General features: G+C 45.9%; 19 protein-coding genes. 7 read left to right on the plus strand and 12 right to left on the minus strand.

Going from position 1 to position 26,072, the window contains the following annotated elements:
* Nucleotides 1-51: 51 nt before the first annotated feature.
* Nucleotides 52-2,697, minus strand: coding sequence for a glycoside hydrolase family 3 C-terminal domain-containing protein (locus GJU87_RS12470; RefSeq protein WP_153639829.1), 2,646 nt, complete (start codon nt 2,695-2,697; stop codon nt 52-54).
* Nucleotides 2,698-2,855: 158 nt separating this feature from the next.
* Between GJU87_RS12470 and GJU87_RS12475 the strand changes: the two genes are divergently transcribed.
* The 4 genes from GJU87_RS12475 to yaaA all read left to right on the plus strand — a co-directional run bounded on the left by GJU87_RS12475 (nt 2,856) and on the right by yaaA (nt 9,897).
* Entirely contained in the window at nt 2,856-5,639 is a 2,784-nt protein-coding gene (locus GJU87_RS12475) for a glycoside hydrolase family 2 TIM barrel-domain containing protein (protein WP_153639830.1), read from the plus strand.
* Between the two features lie 329 nt (nt 5,640-5,968).
* Nucleotides 5,969-6,625 (plus strand): hypothetical protein, encoded by a 657-nt coding sequence (locus GJU87_RS12480; protein WP_153639831.1) that lies wholly within the window; start codon nt 5,969-5,971, stop codon nt 6,623-6,625.
* Between the two features lie 96 nt (nt 6,626-6,721).
* Nucleotides 6,722-9,076 (plus strand): type IA DNA topoisomerase, encoded by a 2,355-nt coding sequence (locus tag GJU87_RS12485; protein WP_153639832.1) that lies wholly within the window; start codon nt 6,722-6,724, stop codon nt 9,074-9,076.
* Nucleotides 9,077-9,126: 50 nt separating this feature from the next.
* Nucleotides 9,127-9,897, plus strand: a complete 771-nt coding sequence (gene yaaA / locus GJU87_RS12490; protein ID WP_153639833.1) for a peroxide stress protein YaaA — start codon at nt 9,127-9,129, stop codon at nt 9,895-9,897.
* Nucleotides 9,898-10,281: 384 nt separating this feature from the next.
* On the opposite strand, the gene GJU87_RS12495 is transcribed toward yaaA, so the two are convergent.
* Both GJU87_RS12495 and mqnB read right to left on the minus strand, forming a co-directional pair.
* Nucleotides 10,282-11,112: a 1,4-dihydroxy-6-naphthoate synthase gene (locus GJU87_RS12495; RefSeq protein WP_153639834.1), complete on the minus strand. Its 831-nt coding sequence runs from the start codon at nt 11,110-11,112 to the stop codon at nt 10,282-10,284.
* Between the two features lie 3 nt (nt 11,113-11,115).
* On the minus strand, nt 11,116-11,808 hold the full coding sequence (gene mqnB / locus GJU87_RS12500; RefSeq protein WP_153639835.1) for a futalosine hydrolase: 693 nt from the start codon (nt 11,806-11,808) through the stop codon (nt 11,116-11,118).
* 342 nt (nt 11,809-12,150) lie between these two features.
* On the opposite strand from mqnB, the gene folE reads away from it, so the two are divergent.
* Together folE and fabD are read left to right on the plus strand one after the other, a co-directional pair.
* Nucleotides 12,151-12,777 carry a GTP cyclohydrolase I FolE gene (folE, locus tag GJU87_RS12505; RefSeq protein WP_153639836.1) on the plus strand — a complete coding sequence of 209 codons (627 nt, stop codon included), beginning with the start codon at nt 12,151-12,153 and terminating at the stop codon, nt 12,775-12,777.
* Nucleotides 12,778-13,044: 267 nt separating this feature from the next.
* Nucleotides 13,045-13,935 (plus strand): ACP S-malonyltransferase, encoded by an 891-nt coding sequence (fabD, locus tag GJU87_RS12510; protein ID WP_153639837.1) that lies wholly within the window; start codon nt 13,045-13,047, stop codon nt 13,933-13,935.
* A gap of 79 nt (nt 13,936-14,014) precedes the next feature.
* On the opposite strand, the gene araD is transcribed toward fabD, so the two are convergent.
* The 6 genes from araD to GJU87_RS12540 form a co-directional block, all read right to left on the minus strand.
* Nucleotides 14,015-14,674: an L-ribulose-5-phosphate 4-epimerase AraD gene (gene araD / locus GJU87_RS12515; protein ID WP_153639838.1), complete on the minus strand. Its 660-nt coding sequence runs from the start codon at nt 14,672-14,674 to the stop codon at nt 14,015-14,017.
* Between the two features lie 233 nt (nt 14,675-14,907).
* Complete coding sequence (locus GJU87_RS12520; protein WP_153639839.1) at nt 14,908-16,953, minus strand: M13 family metallopeptidase; 2,046 nt, start codon at nt 16,951-16,953, stop codon at nt 14,908-14,910.
* Nucleotides 16,954-17,212: 259 nt separating this feature from the next.
* A complete protein-coding gene (locus GJU87_RS12525; RefSeq protein ID WP_153639840.1) occupies nt 17,213-18,601 on the minus strand; it encodes an aminopeptidase P family protein in 1,389 nt (462 codons plus the stop codon).
* Between the two features lie 198 nt (nt 18,602-18,799).
* Nucleotides 18,800-19,576: a uracil-DNA glycosylase gene (locus tag GJU87_RS12530; protein WP_153639841.1), complete on the minus strand. Its 777-nt coding sequence runs from the start codon at nt 19,574-19,576 to the stop codon at nt 18,800-18,802.
* A 163-nt stretch (nt 19,577-19,739) separates the two neighbouring features.
* Nucleotides 19,740-21,200, minus strand: coding sequence for a DUF1080 domain-containing protein (locus tag GJU87_RS12535; RefSeq protein WP_153639842.1), 1,461 nt, complete (start codon nt 21,198-21,200; stop codon nt 19,740-19,742).
* A 143-nt stretch (nt 21,201-21,343) separates the two neighbouring features.
* Nucleotides 21,344-22,051 carry an AAA family ATPase gene (locus GJU87_RS12540; protein ID WP_153639843.1) on the minus strand — a complete coding sequence of 236 codons (708 nt, stop codon included), beginning with the start codon at nt 22,049-22,051 and terminating at the stop codon, nt 21,344-21,346.
* Nucleotides 22,052-22,266: 215 nt separating this feature from the next.
* Here GJU87_RS12540 and GJU87_RS12545 point away from each other — a divergent pair, with 215 nt between their 5' ends.
* Entirely contained in the window at nt 22,267-23,322 is a 1,056-nt protein-coding gene (locus tag GJU87_RS12545) for a Gfo/Idh/MocA family oxidoreductase (protein WP_153639844.1), read from the plus strand.
* A gap of 122 nt (nt 23,323-23,444) precedes the next feature.
* Here GJU87_RS12545 and GJU87_RS12550 read toward each other — a convergent pair whose 3' ends face one another.
* The 3 genes from GJU87_RS12550 to GJU87_RS12560 all read right to left on the minus strand — a co-directional run bounded on the left by GJU87_RS12550 (nt 23,445) and on the right by GJU87_RS12560 (nt 26,016).
* On the minus strand, nt 23,445-23,702 hold the full coding sequence (locus tag GJU87_RS12550) for a hypothetical protein (RefSeq protein ID WP_153639845.1): 258 nt from the start codon (nt 23,700-23,702) through the stop codon (nt 23,445-23,447).
* Between the two features lie 82 nt (nt 23,703-23,784).
* On the minus strand, nt 23,785-25,032 hold the full coding sequence (locus GJU87_RS12555) for a Gfo/Idh/MocA family protein (protein WP_153639846.1): 1,248 nt from the start codon (nt 25,030-25,032) through the stop codon (nt 23,785-23,787).
* 15 nt (nt 25,033-25,047) lie between these two features.
* Complete coding sequence (locus GJU87_RS12560) at nt 25,048-26,016, minus strand: FAD:protein FMN transferase (protein ID WP_153639847.1); 969 nt, start codon at nt 26,014-26,016, stop codon at nt 25,048-25,050.
* Nucleotides 26,017-26,072 lie beyond the last annotated feature (56 nt).

Here is a 26,072-nt window from a genome sequence, read left to right on the forward strand (position 1 = left end):
AGGTATAAAAAACGGGGCGCAAGGCCCCGCTTTCATCTGATAATCTTTCGCTTATTTTTTCAGTTCAAACAGCTTCCCAGTCACTTTAAATCGTCCGGTTACCACCGATGTGGTTGCAGCATCAGCCCGCCCGGTAAAGCCCGGTTGTTTTCCTCCTACCGAGATCGTAAACCAGCCGGGTTCTACCACCAGATTGTCCTTTTTGATAATCATCGAAAGTTCACGTGGGCCGAGTTTGAAACTCACGACTTTGCTCTCACCTGCTTTTAGGTTGATACGGTTGAATCCTTCCAATTGCCTGATAGGACGCGGCGTCGATGCCTTTTCATCCGTAATGTACAATTCAACCACTTCATCACCATCGCGTTTACCGGTATTGGTCACCTTAACGGAAACCGGAATCGAATCGCCGGAAGCAACCATATTGGGAACCTGTAAATCAGAATAGCTAAACGTGGTGTAGCTTAATCCGTAACCAAAAGGGAATAGCGGTTCGCCGTTGAAATAACGGTACGTCCGACCTTTCATATCGTAATCCCCAAAAGGTGGCAACTGATCAACCGACTTGTAATAAGTAACCGGTAATCTTCCGGCCGGGTTGTAGTCGCCGAATAAAACATCAGCAACAGCATTACCTCCTTCCTGGCCTGCATAACCCGCCGAAACAATGGCGTCCAGGTTATCAGCAGCCCAGTTGATGGCCAGTGCACTTCCGTTAAGCAACACCAATACAACCGGTTTGCCGGTCGCCTGGATCGCTTTCATCAAATCGCGCTGAGGTTTGGGAAGCAACAGGTTGGTGCGATCACCACCTTTAAATCCATCGACTTTGATGGGCATCTCCTCTCCTTCCAGGCGTTGAGACAACCCCAGTACTAGCACAACAGCATCAGCATTTTCAGCGGTCGCGACTGCATCTTTCAGCATATTCGGATTCGGCATGGCCCATACCAGCTTGGCATCGCCATCGCCGTACCAGTTTTTGTACTCATACACCACTTTATAGCGCTTACCGGCTTCCATCTGCACATCCTTCTCATGATAAAAAGCTGAGTGCTCACTATTGTGACTCAATATCTTCTTTCCTTCGAAGATTACATCAAGCGTAGGCATTCCCCAGCATCCCAGGTGATAAGTTCCGGTTACCGGCGGTACAATGTATCCTGTCCATCTTACAGAGAAATTATCATCGGGCAATTGAGGCGATGGCGAGTCAGCTCCCCAGTAGAAATTGATTTGATCGTCCACTCGAGTGAACTCCGGCTTACCTTTCAATTCCGCATTCGCAAAATACTCGCCGGTTACGCCCTGGTGACCATCTTCGGTTTGCAAATAAATGGATGGAACCGGGGTCAGGTCATGAATGCCATCAGCCAAATCGCTTCCCTGGGCGTAGGTAATCTTCACCTGTGGTTCCAGCTTGTTCTCAATTCCCTTCAATACCGTTACCGGATGTTTCGGGATGCCATTGTAATTTCCGATCAACGCTTCCCAGTTGTTGGCATTAGGCCCGATAACAGCTACTGTTTTCAGCTTTTTGCTCAGCGGAAGTGTTTGGTTCTCGTTCTTCAACAGAATGATACTTTTGCGTGCCGCTTCACGGGCCAGTTGGTCATTCACATCAGAGCAATTAGCACTGTATGGTATTTTTGAATAGGGAACCCGATTAGGCGGATCGAACATTCCCAGTTTGAACCGGGCACGAAACAATCGTTTCACTGCTTTGTCAATATCGGCTTCAGTAACCAAGCCGCGTTTTATAGCTGTATCCAACCGGGAAAAAGCAACACCACAGTTCAAGTCGGTGCCCGCTTTGATAGCAATCGCAGCCGCTTCAGCAGCATTTTTCGCCGTTTTCTGGAACTGGAAAAAGTCGCTGATAGCCCAGCAATCGGAAACCACGTAACCGTCGAATCCCCAATCATCTCTCAATATATTCTGCAACAGAAACGGATTTCCACAGCAAGGCAATCCACGGAAGAGGTTGTAAGCTCCCATCACCGAATATGCTTTTCCATCGACGACCAGCTTGCGGAAAGCAGGAAGATACGTTTCGTAGAGATTGCGATCGGAAACATCCGCATCGAACTTATGGCGCAATGGTTCGGGTCCGGAGTGAACAGCAAAGTGTTTGGCTGTTGCCACCGTTTTCAGATAATGCGGGTCATTCCCCTGCATTCCCTCAACAAACTCCGTCCCCATCATTCCGGTGAGGTAAGGATCTTCGCCGTACGTTTCGTGACCTCTCCCCCAACGCGGATCACGGAAGATGTTGATGTTGGGAGACCAGAAAGTTAGTCCCTCATAAATGCCGTGTTTTCCGCGACGAATCCACTCGTTGTACTTGGCGCGAGCCTCCGTGGAAATAGCTGTTGCTTCACGGTACATCAGATCTTTATCCCACGAACCGGCGATGGTAATGGACTGTGGAAAAACAGTGGCATAACCGGCGCGTGCAACGCCATGCAATGCTTCGTTCCACCAGTTGTATGCCGGTATTCCCAGGCGGTCGATAGCCGGAGCCTGATATACCAGCTGACTAATCTTTTCCTCGAGAGTCATGTGCGAGACCAGATCATTAACCCTGTCCTCCAAAGGCAAATCCGGATCACGAAACAGAAAATGTGTTTGGTTCTTTTGTGCCAGAATAGAAACCGGCAACAATAACAAGATGAGCGCGATTCTCAGTTTTCTCATTGATTACAATTAAATTGGTTAAATCATTCCCCCTAAATTAAACAAAACATCTAAAACGGCTGTGCCTTCCCGAATTCAATCCAACTGGTTTTCTGTAATTTCTCTTATAAGTGTTACTTTTACAATCCTGACTTTTTAAAAAACCAATGTTCCAAACCATGAATTGCTTTTCTACCCGGTGGAAACACACAATAGTATTACTGCTAACAACTTTTTCAGTAATTACGGTCAACGCACAGGAAACCATTATCAAATACCTGTCTGGAACAGACAAGGACCACACCGTCAACTGGGATTTTTATTGCACCGATGGACGAAACAGTGACAAATGGACAACCATTCCTGTTCCATCCAACTGGGAGTTGCAGGGATTCGGGACATATAATTATGGTTTGGACCCGGATTCTGTTCGGGGAAAGGAAAAAGGAATCTACCGGTATAACTTTAATGTTCCAAAAGATTGGAGAAAGAAGCAAATCAACATTGTCTTCGAAGGTTCCATGACGGATACCGAAGTCAAAATTAACGGTCAAAATGCCGGCCCCCTGCATCAGGGAGCTTTTTATCAGTTCAAATACAACATTACCCGGTTGCTGAAATTCGGTTCGGAGAACCAGCTGGAAGTGACTGTCTCCAAACATTCAACCAACAAATCGGTGAATGAAGCCGAGCGCCATGCCGACTATTGGATTTTCGGCGGAATTTTTCGTCCGGTTTATCTCGAAGCGTTACCACGACAACACATCGTTCGCACTACCATCGACGCCAAACCAAATGGCCATTTTACGGCCGATGTGTATTTGAGTGATGAGAAGAATGGAGAGGAAGTGACAGCGCAGATTCTCAATTCTGCAAATCAGCCGGTCGGTGAAGCATTCTCTGTTCCGGTAACCAACGGGCAATCTAATGTCCGGCTGGCAACTCACATTGAAAAACCGAAAACCTGGAACCCCGAATTTCCCAATCTGTACAAAGTGATTTTCGAACTAAAGAAAAACCGGGAAGTCATTCATCGGGTAGAACAAAAATTTGGATTTCGAACGGTGGAACTTCGGCCGCATGACGGGATTTATGTGAACGGTGTCAAAGTGAAGTTCAAGGGTGTAAACCGGCATAGTTTCTGGCCAAATTCAGGCCGGACAACCAGCAAAAAGCTGAGCATCCGCGATGTGAAACTGATGAAGCAGATGAATATGAATGCAGTTCGGATGTCTCATTATCCGCCGGATTCTCATTTTCTGGATGTGTGCGACTCGTTGGGGCTGTTTGTTCTGGACGAACTGGCTGGTTGGCAATCGGCTTATGACACACAAGTTGGAACAAAACTCGTTGAAGAAATGGTGAACCGTGATGTGAACCATCCGTCCATCGTGATTTGGGACAACGGCAACGAAGGAGGCTGGAATACGGCGCTTGACAATTTGTTCCTGATATTCGACCCGCAACATCGCCCGGTGATTCATCCGGGACAACTGTTTCAACACACCGATAACCGGCATTACATCGACTACGATTACGGGGCCGGAACTTTCTTCCATGGCAATGAAGTCTTCTTTCCGACCGAATTTCTGCATGGATTGTATGATGGTGGTGCCGGAGCAGGTCTCGAAGATTACTGGAACTTAATGTGGCATAATCCGCTCTCAGCGGGAGGATTCATATGGGATTTCTCCGATGAAGCAGTGGTTCGAACCGATAAAGACAACGAGCTAGATACCGATGGTAGTCATGCTGCCGACGGAATTCTCGGCCCTTATCGGGAAAAAGAAGCCAGTTTCTATACCATCCGTGATATCTGGTCTCCAGTTTTCTTTGAGAAGCGGATCATTACGCCGCAATTCAATGGACAGTTTCATATCGAAAACCGCTACCTCTATACCAATCTTTCGCAATGCAAGGTCGATTGGAAATGGGTGAAACTGCCACCGGTTACCGGCGGGATGCAGGAGACAATTGCCTCTGGCGAAAAGGAAATGCCTGCGGTCTCTCCAGGGAACAATGGAGTTTTATCAATCGGTGTTCCGGACAACTTCCATAAAGCAGACGTTTTGTACCTGACCGTTATCGATCCACACGGGACGAAGATGAATACATGGAGCTGGCCGGTGAAAACGCCTGCCGAAATTACTGCCGCAATGTTGCCGCCAGACGGGAAACACCCCATTAACGTCGATGAAAAAGATACAATACTGAAAGTCACATCCGGAAAAATGGAATTCGAATTCTCCAAAACCTCCGGCTACCTCGAAAAAGTGATTTCCGATGGAACCGAGATTCCGTTTAGTGATGGCCCCCTATTATCCGGTCCGAAACCGACCTTCAAGTCGGTGAGCTATCATCCAACCGAAAATGGAATGGTGATTGAAGCGAAATATGCCAACCGTTTCCGGGAACTAAAATGGACCGTTCTGAAAAATGGCTTGCTCAAACTGGAATGCAGTTATTATCCGCCTTACGAAAGTAATTTCATGGGAATCAGTTTCCGTTTTCCGGAAGACCGCGTAACCGGAATGACCTGGATGGGCTACGGTCCTTACCGTGTTTGGAAAAACAGGATGAAAGGTAATACGCTCGCAGTATGGCATTCTTCCTACAACAACACGATAACAGGTGAAACCTATCAGTATCCTGAATTCAAGGGGTATCGCAAAGACTTCTACTGGGCATCCATCGAAACGACGAACAAGGATTTCAGCATTTTGTGTGCTTCGCCGGACATTTTCCTCAGAATGTTTACACCCGAGCCACCGCATGGTGCTTTTAATGACAACACAACCCCGGCTTTCCCGGAAGGAAATATATCCTTCATGCATGCCATCAGTCCTATCGGAACCAAATTTAAAAAGCCCGAACAGCTAGGCCCAATGGGACAGCCCTCAAAATTTGACAACCAGCGTCATGAATATGCCAAAAGCATGGTTCTTTACTTCGATTTCAGGTAAAGTTTTTTTCTTACGTCTTTAAGTGGGAACTCATCCCCGTTTAGACGTAAAATAAATTAGTCTATTATAAAAAAGGTAATACCATAAACATTATTCAAGCCTATAACCTACTCAAACAAGGGGATTGCTGAAAAAAAAAGCACCTTACCTCAGCATCAGATCTAGATAGCAAACTCGACTCTTCTAGAATCGCATAATATTATGCAATAAGTTAAATAAGCAACCATATTTCGTTGGATATCGTCTTAAAAGAGATATATTTATTAAATAATCACCGACGTAGTTCTTTAATATCGACAATTACTGTTTTCAACCCAAAAACATTCAATATGACCACAAAAAAAACTCTATTCCAGTCCTACATTCCAATTATCTTCCTGAGCTTGTTGCTAAATAGCTGTGCTGTTTCAAGCATAACTACTGTCGAAAAAGACAAAATTCAACGTCCATATTCGCGGATAGTTGTTCTCTATACCGGCGACCATGAAGAATTCCACCAACTAGATTCAACAACCTATCAAAACTTTTTAGCAGGAAAATACAACGCCCTGAAGGATATCGACTTCACTCGGCAAATCAATAAAGCTTTTCAACGGAAACTGCAATCGAGAGGAACAACCGTCATCAAGAGTACCAATATCTTCGGGGTAAATGAAAAAGTATCGTATCAGCAGTTCCTTGAAGCTATTCAGAAAACCGGTGCCCAGGCCATACTAATTATTAATCTGAAAAACTACTGGCATACTGTAAACACAACCTATAGCAGCAACGACTCGGGAACATCCGTCACTAACAACACCGAGCCTAATGCCAGTTTTCTGTCCTACCTGGTCGATCTGAAAAGTATGAAACCAGTATGGATGAGCAAGTCCACGGTCTTGGGAGTATATGCCGGCTACGACACCCTAAATAATCACCTTGCCCGGCGTGTATACAGCAAACTGGTCTCTGCCCATTACATCAATCCAAAGGAATACCAGGACTGAACCCTGACTGCTCCTGCCGATCGTTGAAAACTTCCTCGTCGATTTGTCGTCGAATTAGGTTGAGCTGACTATTTTTGGTGACAAATCAGTAAAAGCGTGAAAGTCTGCATTGCCGAAAAACCAAGTGTTGCCCGCGAAATAGCGGAAATCCTGGGGGCCAAAAGCCGCCGTGATGGCTATTTTGAAGGAAACGGATACCAGGTCACCTGGACGTTCGGCCATTTGTGCACACTGAAAGAACCCCACGATTATACTTCCCGTTGGAAATGGTGGGATCTGCGCACGCTTCCCATGCTTCCGCGGAAATTCGGCATCAAACTCATCGATGACGACGGAGTGAAGAAGCAATTCGATACCATCGAGAAACTGGTAACTGAAGCTGAGGAAGTCATCAACTGCGGTGATGCCGGCCAGGAGGGAGAAGTGATTCAACGCTGGGTACTCACAAAAGCGAAATGCCAAAAACCTATCAAGCGGTTGTGGATTTCTTCACTAACTGAGGAAGCGCTGAAAGAGGGGTTCGAGAAGCTTTACAACGGCTCCGATTTCGACCTGCTCTACGCAGCCGGAAGCGCACGGGCCATCGGTGACTGGCTGCTGGGCCTCAACGCCACACGACTGTACACCCTGAAATACGGGCAAAACAAACAGGTGCTTTCCATCGGGCGCGTGCAAACACCAACATTGGCTCTCGTCGTTCAGCGGCAGCTGGAAATCGACAACTTCAGGCCGGAACCTTACTGGGAACTGAAAACGACCTACCGGGAAACAGTTTTTAGTGCTACCAGCGGAAGGTTTGCCGTGAAGGAGGAAGCAGAGAAGAAGCTGGAAGAAATCAAAGGGCACGACCTTTTCATCACTTCCGTGGAAACGAAAAAAGGCACCGAGCAACCACCAAAGCTGTTTGACCTGACTTCGTTGCAGGTGGAAGCCAACCGAAAATTCAGCCTTTCGGCAGACGAAACCCTGCGTGTTATTCAGAGTCTGTATGAGAAAAAAGTAACTACCTATCCGCGCGTTGACACCACGTTTCTGCCCAACGATATCTATCCCAAAGTTCCGGGTATCCTGAAAAAGCTGAAGCCGTACGAACAACTTACCGAACCGTTGCTGAAGGATAAGATCCGGAAATCGAAAAAGGTTTTCGACGATAAAAAAATCACCGATCACCACGCCATCATTCCCACAGGCGTTTTCACCTACAATCTGACGCCGGATGAAAAGCGGGTGTTCGATTTGGTGGCACGGCGCTTCATCAGTGTTTTCTACCCCGATTGTAAGGTGTCCAACACTACGGTGCTGGCTACCGTCAACCAGGTGGATTTCAAAGCGACCGGCAAACAAATCCTTCATCCGGGGTGGCGGGTTGTGTACCAAAGCGACGGAGGCAAAGCTCAGGCCGACGAAAATATTTTACCACCGTTTGAGAAAGGTGAAAACGGCCCGCACGAGCCGGATTTGGCGGAAAAAATGACACAACCGCCGCGCTATTATTCCGAAGCGACGCTGCTTCGTGCCATGGAAACGGCCGGCAAACAGGTCGACGATGACGAACTTCGCGATTTGATGAAAGAGAACGGTATCGGCCGGCCATCGACCCGGGCGAATATCATTGAAACGTTGTTCCGGCGCCGCTATATCCGGCGGGAAAAGAAACGCATCCTTGCTACACAGACGGGAATCGACCTGATTGGCAGCATCGAAAATGAGCTGCTGAAATCGGCGGAACTGACCGGCCAGTGGGAGAAAAAACTCCGGCAAATTGAGAACGGCGAATACGAAGTAGCCCAATTCATGGAGGAGATGAAAACCATGGTGTCGGAGATTGTGGACCAGGTAAAACGCTCGCCAAAGAAAGAGATCGCCATCATTGAAGACGAAAAAGAGAAAAAACCTTCAGGGAAAACCGAAAAAAAGGAAAAGTCGGATGACCCAGACCTGACTTGTCCCAAATGCGGAAAAGGAACGATACTGAAAGGAAAATCGGCATGGGGTTGCAGCGCTTTCCGCGATGGCTGTGATTTCCGCCTCCCCTTTGAATTGCTGGAAAAGAAACTGACTGACAACCAAATCAAACAGCTGGTGCAGAAGAAAAAAACCAGCATCATTAAAGGATTCACTAAAAACGGTGAAAAGGTCGACGGCAAATTAGTACTGACTGACGATTTCAATATTGAGTTGGAGGAGAAGGAAGAAGAGAAACTGAGCTGCCCAAAGTGTCAACAAGGAACGATCGTAAAAGGAAAAACCGCCTGGGGATGCACCAACTTTCAGAATTGCTCGCTTCGCATTCCATTTTCCTTTATGAATAAAGACCTGACCGACAACCAGGTAAAACAGTTGATATTAAAAGGAAAAACGCCGAAAATTAAAGGTTTCGAAACACCTGACGGTTCCAAAGCCGATGGGAACCTTCAATTCGACGAAAATTTCAAATTGAAACTGGTGTAAGTAAGAAAACCTTTCGGCCAAAAGGCTGTTTATCAATAAAAAAATCATTTATGCTGATTGTTATATCCCCCGCAAAAACTCTTGATTTTGAGGCGCCGCTGGCAACAAAGAAAAGCACCCAACCGCGCTTTCCGCGTAAATCGGAAGAACTCGTGCAGCATCTGCGCAAGCTCAGCTCCGACCAGATTTCGGAACTCATGCACATCAGTCCCAAACTGGGACAAATGAATTACGAGCGGTTCCAACTATGGCAAGCTAAATTTGAATTCCCGGAAGCTCGTCAGGCAATTCTGGCTTTCCGTGGTGATGTGTATACCGGGCTGGATGCCGACACGTTAAACAAGAAAGATTTTGAAAAGGCACAAAAACATCTCCGGATTTTATCGGGCCTGTACGGCGTTTTGCGTCCGCTCGACATGATGCGCCCCTACCGCCTGGAAATGGGGACCAAGTATTCATTCGATGATTACGAAAACCTCTATGACTACTGGAAAGATACCATTACCAAAACCATCCGGAAGGATTTGGACGAAAGTGGTTCCAATGTTTTGGTCAATCTGGCATCGAACGAGTACTTCAAGTCCATCGATACGAAAAAACTGAAGGCGGATATTGTTACCCCTGAATTTAAAGACTGGAAAAACGGTCAGTATAAAATGATTTCCTTCTGGGCGAAGAAGGCCCGTGGTATGATGACCCGCTTTATTCTTCAGCATAAAATAACCAAAGCCGAAGATTTACAGGCATTCGATATGGATGGATACTATTTCAATCCCGATTTATCGAAGCCCAATAAGCCGGTATTCACCCGCGACCACTAAAATCAGGTAAGAAAAAGGCGAACTACAGCCGGAAGAAATCTCATCTGCAAGGTTTTTTCGCGCTTTCGCGGAACGGGAATCCTGCCGACTAAAATCGGCAACATTTCCGAGGGTAGGTTAACTTGCCGACTAAAATCGACAACATTTCCGAGGGTAGGTTGACTTGCCGACTAAAATCGGCGACATTTCCGAGAGTAGGTTGACTTGCCGACTAAAATCGGCAGCATTTCCGAGGGTAGGTTAACTTGCCGACTAAAATCGACAACATTTCCGAGGGTAGGTTGACTTGCCGACTAAAGTTTTCACGCTTCCGGAGCCGGGAGAGCGGCAGGATACAAGGAAAAAAAGAAGCGAAACCGCCCGATTCCGCCTCTTCCTTTTATCTTAATCCAAAAATATCGAGCGTTCCATTTTAGGAATGATGCCCAATTCTTCAGCTTTGCTATAAAGCGTTTGAACAGCTTGTTTCCCTTCATCGCCCAGATTCCGGGTAAATTCGTTCACATACAAGTCGATGTGGCTGCGCATTACCGATTCCTCCATTTCCTGCGCATACAGTTTTACGAATGGATAGGAAGCGTCGGGTTGCTCATAAGCATATTCCACGCTTCGTTTCATCACCCGGTTGACTTTCTCCTGCACTTCGCGTGGAAGATTGCGGTTCACCACGATCCCGCCCAGCGGAATGGGTGAGCCGGTAGTTTCTTCCCAATATTCACCCAGATCGAGAACCTTCTTCAAGCCTCTCTTCTGGTATGTAAAGCGATTTTCGTGTATGATCAAGCCGGCATCCATTTCTCCCGAAAGGACCACTTCTTCAATATCCGAGAAGAGATATTCCTTTTTCTCTTTCACGTTAGGATATGCCACACTGAGCAATAAATTAGCCGTAGTATGTTCGCCGGGAATAGCGATTCGCAAATTGGGAATCTCATCGGGATAAATCTTTGTTTTGCTAATCAGCAACGGGCCGTTATTCCGCCCCAGCGCGCTTCCGGCATCCAGCAAAACATATTGGGAAGTCAACTGCGCATAAGCCGCGTAACTTAACTTGGTGATATCAATTTCGCCGGCAAACGCCAGTCGGTTCAACTCCTCAACATCCGCCATAACCGTTTCAAACGTCAACCCTTCGGTATCGACCCGGTTATGGACCATCGCATCAAAAATAAACGTGTCGTTCGGACACGTCGAAAATCCAAGTGTTAAGTTCATGATTTATGAAATCTGTAATACGGTAGCAAAGTTGCGAAGAATTTTCAACAATTCGTCCGTCAGATTCTCCAAAGCGGTTGGAATGTCCCATTTGGTGGTATCGCGGGATTCGACAAAATTGGAAATGGCTCGTATCTCGAGGAATGGAATGTCCTCCATCAGGCAGACATAGAAAACAGCAGCACCTTCCATTGACTCCACATCGGCATCAAAATTAATCTTGAGCTTGTCGATGGTCTTATCGCAACCATGACTCACGTTCACACTCAAACCGTTGACATTCGGAAGTTCGATACTTTCGTTGAAATGCGGGTTTAACAGCTTTCCTCCCTGAAACGGAAATTGATCTTCCTTCAGGAAACCTGCCTGGAACAACGTTTTGAAACCGCCCGGTTCTTCGATACCCAAATCGCCAAACTGCTCAGAAGTAATATTGACAACCGTCCCAATGGAGAGTTCGTCGTAAAAACTTCCGGCAATACCGGCATTAATCACCAAATCGTATTTCTCTTTCTGAAGGAGACGGGTTAAATGATAAGTGGTGAAGGAAAGCCCAACGCCGGAAACGATTAGGTCTATCTCCAAATCATGCCAGCGGTAATGCGACACAGGGGAATTTTTACCTTCTATTTCCTCCAGATTTTCCAGGAAAAGCTTGAGTTCAAAACAAGTCGCTGCTACAAAAAGAATCTTCATCCGATTATTTCGTTGGATTATGCCAAATTAATCAATCGACAAAGGTAATGATCCCATCCATTTTGGAAATTACCTTTTACACATTCTTACTCACTTTTGCCGAAAAGGTTAAAATTTGTCTTTAATTTGTACTCAGTTTAATTAAAGATGCTGTAAATCAGGAGATGGATCACTGTTTTTGAAGCCTGTTTTTCTTTCTTTTGCACGAAATATAATAAACATAAATTGTGCAAAGACGGAAAGTTTACAAACAATCGAAGACGTGAACGGTTATATATCTCCGCCACACAATAAATAAACGAAGTCAGAAATCAGTAACAGAAATACCGAAAGGAACACTATATGAAGTTTTCGCTTAATAAATTAGACAACGGAGGATACAGCAAAGTAGAACACTACAATACCGAGAATGTAGAAAAACTGGCTACAAACTACCAGGATATTTTGGGCTTGCTGGGCGAAGATCCAAGTCGTGAAGGTTTGGAGAAAACCCCCGTGCGAGTGGCCAAAGCCATGCAATTCCTGACCCAGGGGTACAACATGGATCCGGAAGATATTCTGCGTTCGGCCAAATTCAAGGAAGATTACCGCCAGATGGTAATTGTGAAAGATATTGAGCTGTATTCGCTCTGCGAGCATCACATGCTCCCGTTTTTCGGGAAAGCTCACGTGGCATACATTCCCAATGGATACATTACCGGACTGAGCAAAATCGCCCGTGTGGTAGAAGCATTTTCACGCCGGTTGCAGGTACAGGAACGCCTGACACTTCAGATTAAAGAGTGTATTCAGAACACATTGAATCCGCTGGGAGTAGCAGTAGTCATCGAAGCAACCCACATGTGCATGGTGATGCGCGGCATTGAAAAACAGAATTCTGTAACGACTACCTCCGACTTTACCGGAGCATTCGAAAAGGTAGCCACCCGCGAGGAGTTTATTCGACTTATTAGTTCTGATCTTTCATAAATTGGAGCTTTTTTAACGCTTCATGACCAGAAACCAGATGAACTTTCGTCTGGTTTTTCTCTTTCGGAGACACAATGTTTATCTTTGCCACGCATTTAATTTTTACCAAACTGTATTGTAACCACCCTGCTAATTGATGCCAAAAAGGCATATTTAAAAGGGTTGTGTTCTGTCAGAAAATTGAAGAACCAAGATTGAGCAGATGAAACAAGTCTCGAAGCTTCGGGGTGAGTTTCATGTGGCAATTGAAAAACAAAAATGAAACACATGAAAGCATTCGTTTTTCCCGGACAGGGAGCCCAGTTTGTTGGAATGGGAAAAGACCTGTACGACAATTCGGATTTGGCCCGCGAACTTTTCGAAAAGGCCAATGATATTCTCGGTTTCCGCATTACCGACCTGATGTTTGAAGGTACTGACGAAGATCTCAAGCAAACCAAAGTTACTCAACCGGCCATCTTCCTGCATTCGGTATTGCTGGCCAAAACATTGGGCGACGATTTCAAACCCGATATGGTCGCCGGTCATTCATTGGGTGAATTTTCGGCATTGGTTGCGAACGGAACGTTGTCTTTCGAAGATGGACTGGTGCTCGTTTCAAAACGCGCCATGGCCATGCAGAAAGCCTGCGAAGTGGAGCCATCGACCATGGCGGCTATCGTGGGTTTGGAAGACGACGTGGTGGAAAAAGTTTGTGCTGAAATCGATGATGTCGTTGTTCCGGCCAATTACAACTGCCCGGGTCAGCTGGTTATTTCCGGCTCGAACGAAGGCATCGATAAGGCTTGTGCCAAGTTAACCGAATTGGGTGCCAAGCGTGCTCTCAAACTGATGGTTGGCGGCGCGTTCCACTCTCCGCTGATGGAGCCGGCCCGCACCGAACTGGCTGAAGCGATTGAAGCCACGACCTTCAATCAACCAAATTGTCCTGTTTACCAGAATGTAACTGCATCGGCTGTTACCGATCCGGACGAAATCCGCAAGAATCTGGTTGCACAGTTGACAGCTCCAGTACGCTGGACACAAACGGTGAAAACGATGATTGCCGACGGAGCGACTTCATTCACCGAAATTGGACCGGGGAAAGTGCTTCAGGGACTGGTGAAGAAAGTTGACCGGGGAATGGAAACCAGCGGCATCAACGCTTACCAGGGATAAGAAACAAGAACACCTTAAAATAGAAGAGACAACCGTATTTCAGTTGTCTCTTTTTTATGATTGAAAATTGTTTTGATTCCTATTCAAAAAAGTGGCGGTCAAGAAAATTCTTTTCGACCGGCGATACATTTTTCAACGCTAAAGTGTGGTGAGCCATTCGGGCTACCGTTTCCAAAACAACCGTGTGATCGAAAGCCCTGATGACATCTGTTCCCCAACAGAAAGGACCATGTCCGTACACCAAAACACCCGGAATACGCGAAGGATCCAAATTCATCCTGTCAAATGTTTCCACAATCACACTACCGGTTGCCAGCTCCGGGTTGGCATCTTCAGGCCTTTGCTCTACCGGCGGCGTGCAGGGAATTTCTCCGTTGAAATAATTGGCATGTGTAATGCCCAAAGGAGGAATACCCAATCCTGCCTGGGCCCAGGCTGTCGCATATTCGGAATGTGAGTGAACAATCGCTCCGATTTCGGGGAAACTCCGGTATAACGTCAAATGTGTTTCCGTATCCGAAGAAGGTTTCAATTCACCTTCAATGACCTTTCCGTCAATATCCACTACAACCATATCCGCAGGAATCATCTCGTCGTAAGAAATCCCCGAAGGTTTAATCACTACTAGCCCACTTTCCCTGTCAATGGCGCTAACATTTCCCCAGGTAAAAATAACCAGTCCCTGCTCAACCAATCGCAGACTCGCTTTGTAAACCTGGTGTTTTAAACTTTCAAGCATACTTGAAAACCAATAAGTTAAATATTTACAATTTATAATTCAATTAACGAATAAAATTTCAATTCTGTCATATTCACTATGTGTTTTTAATCATTATAAATTATTTAGAGGTTTTTGCTTTGACTATATCCGCAAAGCAGAAATTATTCTACCAGACACATGAAACTGTCTACAACAAAAAAATCCTACCTCAATCAAGAAGTAGGATTTTCGTTATTTGCTATATCTTTTGCTTACCAGATAACAGCTCTTTTATCTTCAGGTAAATACATGTAATCACCCGGTTTTACATTGAAAGCCGCATAGAACGCCGGTAAATTCCGCAACGGGCCAATCACCCGGTAACGACCGAGAGAGTGTACGTCTTCTTTGGTACGGCGCAGTGCTTCTTTGTCGCGAATATTCTGTGCCCAAACATGTGCATAGGCCAGATAAAAACGCTGGTCAGGAGTGAAGCCATCGATCTTGCCGGTTTCTTTACTTCCCATTTTGAAAGCATCGTGTGAAATATTCAAACCACCCAGGTCGGCAATATTTTCACCCAGACACAGACGACCATTTGCATGAACGGTATCGCTATCCACAACCAGGAATTGGTTGAATTGATGAACCAGTACATCTGCCCGCTTATTGAAACGCTTGGCATCTGCGTCAGTCCACCAGTCGTTCAGGTTACCATTCTTGTCGAATTTACGTCCCTGATCATCGAAACCGTGGGTCATTTCATGACCTATAACCACACCGATAGCACCATAATTCACAGCATCATCACCATTCATGAAGAAGAACGGAGGCTGCAGAATTGCTGCCGGGAATACGATCTCATTCATGCTTGGACTGTAATAAGCATTTACCATCTGAGGCGGCATGTGCCATTCTGATTTGTCAACCGGCTTGTTTACTTTGTCACGGTTATATTCGAAACCAAATTTCCGTGCCCGCAGAACGTTCTGCACATACGAGTCGTCTTTGATTTGCAAACCTGAATAGTCGCGCCATTTGTCAGGATAACCTACTTTTACGCCAATAGCTGCCAGTTTCTCTTCAGCTTTCTCTTTGGTTTCGTCGCCCATCCACTTCAGATTCTTGATGCGATTAGCTAATGATTTGCGCAGATTTTCTACCAGGTTCTCCATCCGTTGTTTAGCTTCCGGTGGGAAATATTTCTTCACGTACAGCTGACCGATAGCCATGCTCATCGCACCACTAACCGAACGCTGAACGCGCTTCCAACGTGGACGCATAACTTCTACACCACTCATGGTCTTTCCGAAGAAATCGAAATTCTGTTTTACAAAAGCATCGGTAAGATAAGGAGCAGTTCCATCAATCAACGACCAACGGAAATAAGTCTTCCAGTCGTTGACCGGAACGTCTTTGATCATGGCGTCAACCTCTTTCATAAAGGCAGGCTGCTCCACGTTAATGTCTTCCGGTTTTACGCCAATACGCTGGAAATAATCAGCCCAGTCAATATCAGGGGCCATTTCAACCAGACCTTTCAAATTGGTTTTGTTGTAGGTTTTATCCGGATCACGCTGCTCTAAGCGAGTCATAGCAGCGTCAGCCATTCGGGTTTCCATGCGCATTACCGTTGCAGCATTTTTCTTTGCAGTTGCCTCATCGTCTCCCATCAGGGCAAACATTTTAGCCACATGATCAACGTATTCTCCACGAAGCTTTTTCGCATGGTCGTTGTCATCGGTATAGTATGAACGATCGGGCAATCCCAAGCCTGACTGATAGATTTGAGAAATCACCAAATCGCTGTTTTTAGCGTCGGGTGCAGCATAGAAACCAAACGGAGTAGTAAAACCGTAAGTTTCGAATGTTGCCAGTGTTTTCTGAACATCTGCCGGAGTTTTGATGGCAGCAATGTCATCGAAATAAGGTTTCAGCGGTTTCAACCCCTGCTCTTCGATTTTTGCTGTATCCATACCCAGATTATACATGGTACCAATCTTGTAAGCCACGGTTCCGGGCTCATTGGTTTTGTTGGCAGCCTCTTGTACAACTGTTTTTACCTGCTCTTCTGTTTTGTCACCCAACTGATCGAACGAACCGTAGCGGCTCTTTTCGGCCGGAATCGGGTGTGATTTTTTCCAACCACCGTTGGCGTACTCATTAAAATTCTGAGTCGGACTGACTGTCGTGTCAAGATCAGCCAGATTAATTGCCGGTTCAGCTGTTTCCGTCTTACTTTTTTCGTTGCATGAAGTCATAGAAAAAAGCAAGCCGGCACAAAGTGCGCATGAAAGCACAACCAGTTTGTTTTTCATCTTTTTGATATTGTTAAAGTTAACACTTGAATTGTATGTTTTCCGTCTGGTTCATAAACGTAATCAATGGTAATAGGTATAAACAGGACCTTTATCATTACAGACTACATTTAATATTTTTCGCAATATGAAATTTATGCACTGACAATACAAACACCATTCTCATTAAATTGTTGACAGACAACAACTCGCTTCCGGTCACGAAAAAAGCCGGCTCAACAAGACCGGCTTTCTTACGATGATTTCTGCGTTAATTATTTCAACCACGCATTGTTTCTTCCACCTCATCGGGTGTAATGGGAAGACGTTTCCCCAGAATCCGGGCACCTTCAGCTGTTACCAGCAGGTCGTCTTCCAGGCGGATGCCACCAAAATCAGCATATTCCATCACTTTGTCGAAGTTGATGTACTGGGTATTGATGTAATCTTTCTTCCACTTTTCAATCAGAGCAGGGATGAAATAGATACCCGGCTCGTTGGTTAATACAAAGCCTTCCTGCAGGCGACGGCCCAAACGTAAACCGGCCGCTCCCAGCTGTTCCATCGGGCGGGTTTCATCATCGTAACCAACATAAACCTGACCGTAATCTTCCATATCATGAACATCGAGTCCCATCATGTGTCCCAGACCGTGCGGCATAAATAAGGCGTGGGCTCCATGACGGACGGCTTCGTCCACATCGCCTTTTATCAGGCCCAAATCCTTCAGGCCGGAGGTAATCACACGAGCTGCATTCAGGTGCACATCGAGGTATCGAACACCCGGTTTTACCATAGCAGTTGATTCGTTGTTGGCTGCCAAAACGATTTCGTAAATATCCTTCTGCTTTTGCGTGAATTTTCCTCCTACCGGGACCGTACGGGTAAAGTCGGATGCATATCCCATTCCGGTTTCAGCTCCCGCATCGGTGAGCATCAGCATGCCTTTTTTCAACTTAAGCGAATGGTCATGGTTGTGCAGTGTTTCCCCGTGCTGAGATAAAATAACGGGAAACGAAACGCCGCCTCCGCCTCCCAAGGCAATACCTTCGATGATACCGGCTATCTTCTGTTCACTTTCGCCTTCTTTTGCCATCTTCATAGCCGTCACGTGCATTTCGTAACCGGTAGCACAAGCTTTTTCAATTTCAGCAATTTCATACTGATCTTTTACCGAACGCATATCGACAACGTGCTTAATCAGCTCGAGCGATACATAATCCGGCAGTTTGGCGGTATGAATACCTAACAATTCTTTCAGCAACAACCGGTTGTTCGCCCGGTACGGAGGCACAAAGTGCACCCTGCGGCCCTGCCACAAAGCCTTGTTCACATACGCATACACTTCATTGAACGAATCGGTGCATTTAACCCCCACTTGAGCAGCTTGTTCCCTAAGTGTCGGCTGCGGGCCCATCCAGATGATATCGTCGATGTCAACATCGTTGCCAAAGAGCATATCGGTTCCTTCATCCACGTCGATGACCCCGAAAATGCCGGGCTTATTGATGCCAAAGAAATAAAGGAAAGTACTGTCCTGCCGGAAATGGTAAGTATTGTCAGGAAAATTCATGGGTGCATCCACGTTTCCGGGGAGCAAAACCAATCCCCCGCTCATTTTTTCGCGAAGGCGATTTCTCCGCTCTATGTAAACGTCCTTTTTGAACATATTTATATGATTTTTATGGATAATTCTTCTCCATGCAAGTTACGAATTATTAACCGCCATGACAGGATTTTCAGGCAGTTTCCTGCGCACCGGCAGCCAAATATCAATTGGAACATTTTACATATTACAAGAGTTCAGACAGATATCTCATCACACCCCGATTGACCTTACCGGGATGTTGTTTGGCATATCGTGTCTTTATTCTGAAAACAATTTAGGCTGTTCCGGCATATTCGGCGAGTTGGCATATCCCGTCCAATCAATGTCATTCTTTAACGCAGCAAAAGGATTGACTTTGCCGAATAAGAAGTCACTATCCCGGCCGGGTTTGTCGTAGCACATCATGGGATGTTGGGTGTAATAGGCGTGTTTCAAGTCGAGTCCGGCAACTGCCTTTTCGGCGTGATTTCCCCAAATGAACCAGCTGACTGACGGCTGTGAAGTCGCCAGGAACTTCAGCAAACGCTCTGTGAATGGTTGCCAGTAAGCGCTATGACTTCCCGGCTTTCCCATCTCGCAGGTAAAAGCGGTATTCAGCAACAAAACGCCCTGCTCTTCCCAGTGCTGGAAAAGCTTTCCGGGAGAAAGCACTTGAAAGTCTTGACCTAACTGTTCTTTCAGTTCATTGAATTTGACGACATGGCCATTGTAGGTTTTATACAGTAACCGAAGAATGTTCTTCAGGGAAACGTTCCGAAAAGGTTCTGACCACCTTTTCAACGTACCCACTTCGAATGCCCTTCCGGTAGCCACTCCTTCCTGCGGATACGGATCTTGCCCCAGGATAATCACCTTGACTTCATCCAGCGGAATCGTTAAAAAGCGCAATACATTTTTCGGTAAAGGCATGTAATTTGAGGAAGCTATTTTCGCCTCTATTTCTTTCAAAATGCCGGTTATTTCGTCAGTTAGAAAAGGACTCCACGATGGATGAATATCACCGGGAAGTCGATTGAGTAATTCAAGGTTTTCCATGGATTCAAAAATACGAAGAGATTGAAAAGTGTGCCATTTTACAAAATAGATTTACGCTCCACAAAGAAAAGAGGGACAAAAGCCCCTCTTTTTCAGAAATGTAACCAATCTTTGCACATGTGATAAATTAATGAAAAAATTCTCGTAGTTGACTGCAATACAGTTACCCCGTAATTTTTTCAGGTAATCCGTTTAATTGTACCTTTTTCTTTCCGGCTGGCCGGGGTACAAACATATCTTTGGGTGTTAAATCTAAAGAATCTACTACTTCTAAACAATACTCCACCCGCCCTAACTCGTTGGCTGCATTGTTTGTCCCGAAAGTGAACTTCAATCCAGCTTCTTTTGCCCGTTTGATAAATGCCATGCTTGGAATGCGATAACGCGCATTGATTTCCAGTGCCACTTCATTATCTTTCAATACCTTGATGACCCGATCCATCCGTTCCGGTGTCCATAATTCATCGTATCGGGTAGCCAATTCATCCGGCAGGAATGTCGGATTCACATAAATATCCACAGGCTCCTGGCTCATGATTGACTCGATGCGACTGACGAGCATTTCCATAAACTGCTGATCGTTTTCGACAAAAGTCTCTTCCGGAATCCACAACCGCATCCGCCGCCCTTTGTCATCGGTCCACGTCATCGCATCGGTGAAAATATAGTCGAACTCTGCCACAGCTTCCGGCGAGAAGAGCGTTACCCATTCACGTCCTTCGCATTGCATCGCTTTGATTACCGGCTCATCTTTGATGCTTTCCAGGTATTCGTTTAACGTCTTATCATCCGTTACCGGGAATTTCAATCCGCAATTGGCGGCAACTCCGTAATTGATCCCCAGATCGCGACCATGACTGCGAAGCTCATCCATCGTGAGTCCGCCTTTCAAGTGCGAATGATAATCGATGACCGGAAATCCTTGCTGGTTCAGCAATGTAAGCTGACGGGTAACAGCATCCTCATGTTCAGACTCCACTGCTGTTTCCTCGCTCTTATTCAATGGCATCACCCGAACTTCACTGACAGTAATATCTCCATCAACGGAAGTTTTATAAAGTGCCAGTGTACCTTCCGAAAGAACCATATTAGAACACTGCTTACTGCGCATGGGCAATGCCGGCTCGTTGTACTCAGTTACTTTTTTCCCGTTCACGCTGACGACGATGTGGTGACCTTCGACCTCAACAGCTAGTTTGAACCATTGGTCGTCATTCGCTGTGCGGACAAAGTTGTTCCGGATATGACTCAGGCTTCCGGTCTTCTCCTGGTTACCGACTCCATAGTCGCTGTTATTTATGAAAATATGGTACCCGGAATGCTCGGGAATATTGGCATCTTGCGGAAAATGAACGCAAAAGATTCCTTCAGCCCCGGCGGTTGTTCTTACGTTCGCCTCAACTTTGAAATCCTTCAGAGAAAACTTACTGTGTATTCCTGAATTATTATCAGCCAGCACATAATTCGAGTCATTATGCTGAACATCTTTCAGTGTCCAAAATCTTTCGAAGTTACCGGATTTTGTGACCAGCCACTCCCCTGTTCTTGGCTTTTGCTGACAGGAGAATGTGATTAAAGCAATTAGGGAAAGTCCCAATCCCAAGGGAAATGAATATCTTTTCATGAAAACAAGCAGGTTTAATTCGGTTTTGTTAGTATCAACGGAATGAGCAGCAATTTAGCAAAAATGTTCTTTTTCGCCACAAGGCATGCCATAAAAAAGGCGCTGATTATTAGCGCCTAAGTTTATTCATCTTTTGTCTTATCCTAAATAATGTGCCTGTTTTTCAGAACACTCACAATGGCATCCACAATGTGGTCGTCCAACATGGTAGAGTAATTGAAAATCAGATCGAAATCGGAGTTATTCACCTTGCGGCCGGCGATGTGCTCAACAAACAAATCGCGCTGCCGATCGATTTCAATCACATAATCGCGGGCATCGGAGTGCGATAAACTACTGATCTGCATAATGCGGTTCACCCGCCAGTCGAGCGGCGCTTCAAGCCGAATAGCTAATCGATCGGTGATTCCATGACTCAGAATTTCACCTCCGCGACCAACTATGATGTGATGACCGGCAACGGCAAATGAACGAATGACAGTCCCCACGGTTTCAATTACCTTTTGGTCGTCGGCATCGTAAACCTTCTCGGTAGAGAATGCACTGGTTACCTCTTCCAGCGGCACCTTCTTCTCACTCAGAAATACATTCTTCACATGGTTGGGATCCATTTCCAATTCATGAGAAGCTTCCTCGAGGATTTCTTTGCTAATCCAGCGCCACTCTACATCCGTTTTCGTTTCGGACAGGTAACTGTACCCCGTCAGTATTTTTGACAACTTAGTAGCAATGCGCTTAGCCGAACATCCGCATTCGCGCGAAATAGTGATGACAGGCCCCGGGGAAATATGTCCTTCCAGTTTCTGCTGTCTGAAAACCTCTGAATAATTACTTAGAATATTTCGTTCCATAATCGAAGTTTTTACACCCTGAATAAGACAGAATCTGAAATCCGGGGTTTATAATGAATGATTGCTTTGCCTAAAGTTATGGCTTGAGTGCTCAGCTATCAAGGCTTTATGCTCAAGGACACAGATGTTTTACAATATGTTTAACTGAAACTTTTTCAAAACCAGCATTCTAAAACAGAAATCTTATATTTGAGTCACCGTTATATATATTCGTTATGGAAAAAGTCATCAAAACAGCATTGGCATCATTCGGAATGTCGGGGCAGGTTTTTCACGGCCCCACTATCAAGGTGAATCCCCATTTCAGCATTAGTAAGATTCTGGAAAGAACAAAGAGTCTCTCAGAGAAGGATTATCCGGAAGCGACGATTGTCCGTTCGTACGAAAAGATTATCAATGATCCGGAAATTGAGCTGGTCATCGTCAACACACCCGATCCCTATCACTATGAAATGACGATGAAGGCGCTGGAAGCCGGGAAACATGTGGTGGTTGAAAAACCTTTTACCAAAACAAGCGAAGAAGCGGCCCGACTGATTCAATTGGCCCGGGAGAATAACAAGATATTGACGGTTTACCAAAACCGACGACTCGACAGCGATTTCCTTACGGTGAAAAGTTTGCTTGGTGCAGGCATGCTGGGACGTTTGGTGGAATTTGAATCGCATTTTGACCGTTACCGGAATTTTGTCCGTGAAGGCAATTGGAAAGAGACCGGTGACGAGCGAACTGGTGTACTCTTTAATTTGGGAGCGCACATGGTCGACCAGGCATTGGTTCTTTTTGGAGACCCCGAAGCGGTTACCTGTCATTTGGCTGCCCGCCGAACCGGAGGTGAAGTTCCGGATTATTACGATATCCGATTGCACTACGACGGATTCAATGCCATCCTGAAAAGCTCGTACCTGGTGAGAGAGCCCGGACCTCGGATAATTCTGCACGGAACGGAAGGTTCCTTCCTGAAATGGGGAATCGATCAGCAGGAAGCCATGTTGACCGAAGGCCGTTTACCGGACGAGCCGGATTGGAACGAAGAACCCGAAGAATGGTGGGGAACGCTGCATACGAACATCAACGGTGTCGAATATAAAGGCAAGGTGAGAACCATTCCGGGCAATTTCAAGGTATTTTACGAAAACCTGTACGAAGTCATCCGCCATGGAAAAGAATTGCTGGTACAACCGGAAGAATCAAAAAGGGTAATCGACGTGTTGGAGGCTTGCATCGAAAGTAACCGGCAGCGAAAAACCATCGATTTTAATCCGTCCTGAAAATAAAAAAGGTAAGTGCCCCGAATCATGGGAATCCACCTACCTTCTTCTTTTTATCACGATGCCAGAAAAATTTTTTCTGCATCTTCGTATTCTTTCAATAAATGACGTGTTGAAGAATGCTATCTCTCTTCCGTCAGGCTGTCTGTCTTTCGGATGATTTTGAGGATTCCGAAAATAATCAGCCGGATGACCCCAATAAGAGCATATAACACAAAACTGATGAGCAAAACAATGTGCAGCTGCGAATACAATTCGCTCCACGAAGTATTGTATCTAACAATGCTGTAGACGTTCATCAGAAATGCGACGATAAAACTGATTCCCCAGAACATCAGTTCCTTTCTTCTTCTTTGTCGGGTTATAATCCAATCACTCACAGGTTCTTATTTTATTGATTCTCGACTTCTCTATTTTCACACAAGTGCTCCGTTCTTCTTCCAAACATATTCTTCGGGCCATTCAATGATACGATTTTCCTGCATTGCCTGCAATCCCAGCAAAAACTGCCACAGTTGCATTGTAGCCTTCCCGCAACAAGCCGGGATAAGGTCGTCCATTCCTCACAGCCAAAACAAATCCCTCTATTTCCAGCAATGTATCATCGTACTGATAATCTTCCACCAGGTATTCTCCCTTGTATTGCACAGCCGTTTCGGGCACCCAACTGGCACCGCCAATGGGAATCGTCTCGAAAATATCCTTTTCCAGGTTATTTATCAACTGAAGGAAACCGGGTGCGGGAGGCGGATTTTCCGAATAAATCTTACGAACCTCGGGTTCAATCGTTCCCAGATGTCCCATGATCTGTTCTTCCAGCCCGTATTTTCGGTTACTGATGACTGAATCGTATATCACCTTCACTCCTTCCGGATAATCGTAAACACAGGCAACATTGTCATACACTTCGCGGCCATCCTTCCAGAAACAAATGGAACCGGAGCCCATCACCCGCGTTGGTGTTTCTCCCAAAAACCAGTTCGCCACCTGAATCTGATGGGAAGCCAGCTCTGTCATCAATCCGGCAGAATACTCGTCGTACATGCGCCAGTTGATTTTCCTTTCCAATTCCGGATGTCCTTCCGGGACCGGCCGCCGCCAATCGTTGTTTCTGTGCCAGTAAGCCCTGATTTGGGTTATCTGTCCTATCTCGCCGGAAGCAGCCCGTTCGTATGCCTTCAGATAAGCCGGATTGAACATGCGTTGATGGCCAATCTGCAGAATCTTTCCAGTTCGGTTCGCCGTCAAGGCCATGACTTTTGTATCCTCCAGCGTGCGGGCCATCGATTTCTCACAAAACACATGAATCCCGCTCTCCAGAAAACCGATGGTAATATGAGCATGCTCGTGAAGCGGAGTAGCAATGACAACGGCATCGAGGTTATCAGCGTCATCAATCATTTTCCGATAATCGTAAAATGCTTTGGCTTTGCCGTTGGTTAGCTCAATGGCTCGTTGGTAGTGTGGTTCATAATTGTCGCAAACTGCCACAATTTCGACATTCTCCAATTGCTGGCAATTGAGCAGCAAGGCCCGCCCGCGGTCTCCGACACCCACAAATCCAAGACGGACCCGGTCAGAAACGCTGTTTCCAACCTGCGATTCATCGGCCATGGCTTTTAACCAGGGCATCGACGCTCCAAGAACAGCTGAGCCACTGAGTAACGAAACGTCGCGGATAAATTGCCGTCGTGTCCGTTCGTCTTTCATATCAAATGGTTTGGTTTAGTTATTACAAAGAAATTGTTTTTTCTGAATTGACGCCTCTGCACCTAATGTAACTACCACAATTTCATCATATTCAAATTCATTCAAAACAGCATCGTACTGTTCCGGTGAGACCAACATAAAAGCAGTCGACAGGATTTCGCCTTCTACCGGAGATTTGCACAAAACCGAAACCGATCGGCCTTCATTGACCGGTTTTCCAGTTACCGGATGAATAATGTGATCGGACTTTCGGCTCCAGCCATCATCTGCCAATAATCGGTTAGAAGAAGTGGTCAGCGAATGGTTATTCATCCTGAAATCGTGGAGGGTTTCTCCCGGCTTGATGGGATTCCGAACCGACATGGGCCAGTATTCACCGGAAGGATGTTTCCCGAGCGTTAAAATGGAACTATCACCAAAATTGATGACGGCTTGTTTGACCTTATGAGTAAGCAAAATTTTCCGTACCTGCTCCAGTGCGTACCCTTTGCCATACGCGCCGAAATCAATTCCGGGTTTCCCCGAAAGAAAGCGGACGCAATGCTCACTCTCCTCAAATTCCATCTCTTTCATACCTGAAAAGCGAAATTGTTCCGCTACTTTATTCTCTGCTGGATCTTCCTCTCGATCCTTCCACAAAGTCGCTACTTCGCCCATGTTGATGTCAAAAACACCCAGCGTTTTTCGATGATATTCACGACAAGTCAGAAATGCCTGCCAAAGTTCTTCTGAATCGACCTCAATCCATTGGGCGTGGCGCTGCTGATTGATTTTCCGCACCGGTCCGCCTTCCCGGAAACGGCTGAACAAAATTTCGATTCGGTCAACCTCCCGGCGGATTTCGTGGAATAACAATTCACCGCGTTCATTCGATTGCCCCAGAATGAGCATATCGAACCGGGTTCCCATGGCCGGGAAGGAACGAACGTATATTTCTCTGTCGGGATTCATTTTGTACAATGGATAGAACAGGAAAGTAGCCATCCTCGCGGACAGCTACTTTTACCATCACTCTATGCTATATTGAAAAAAAATCGCTT

Source organism: Prolixibacter sp. NT017, from assembly GCF_009617875.1.
In the GTDB taxonomy this organism is placed as follows: domain Bacteria; phylum Bacteroidota; class Bacteroidia; order Bacteroidales; family Prolixibacteraceae; genus Prolixibacter.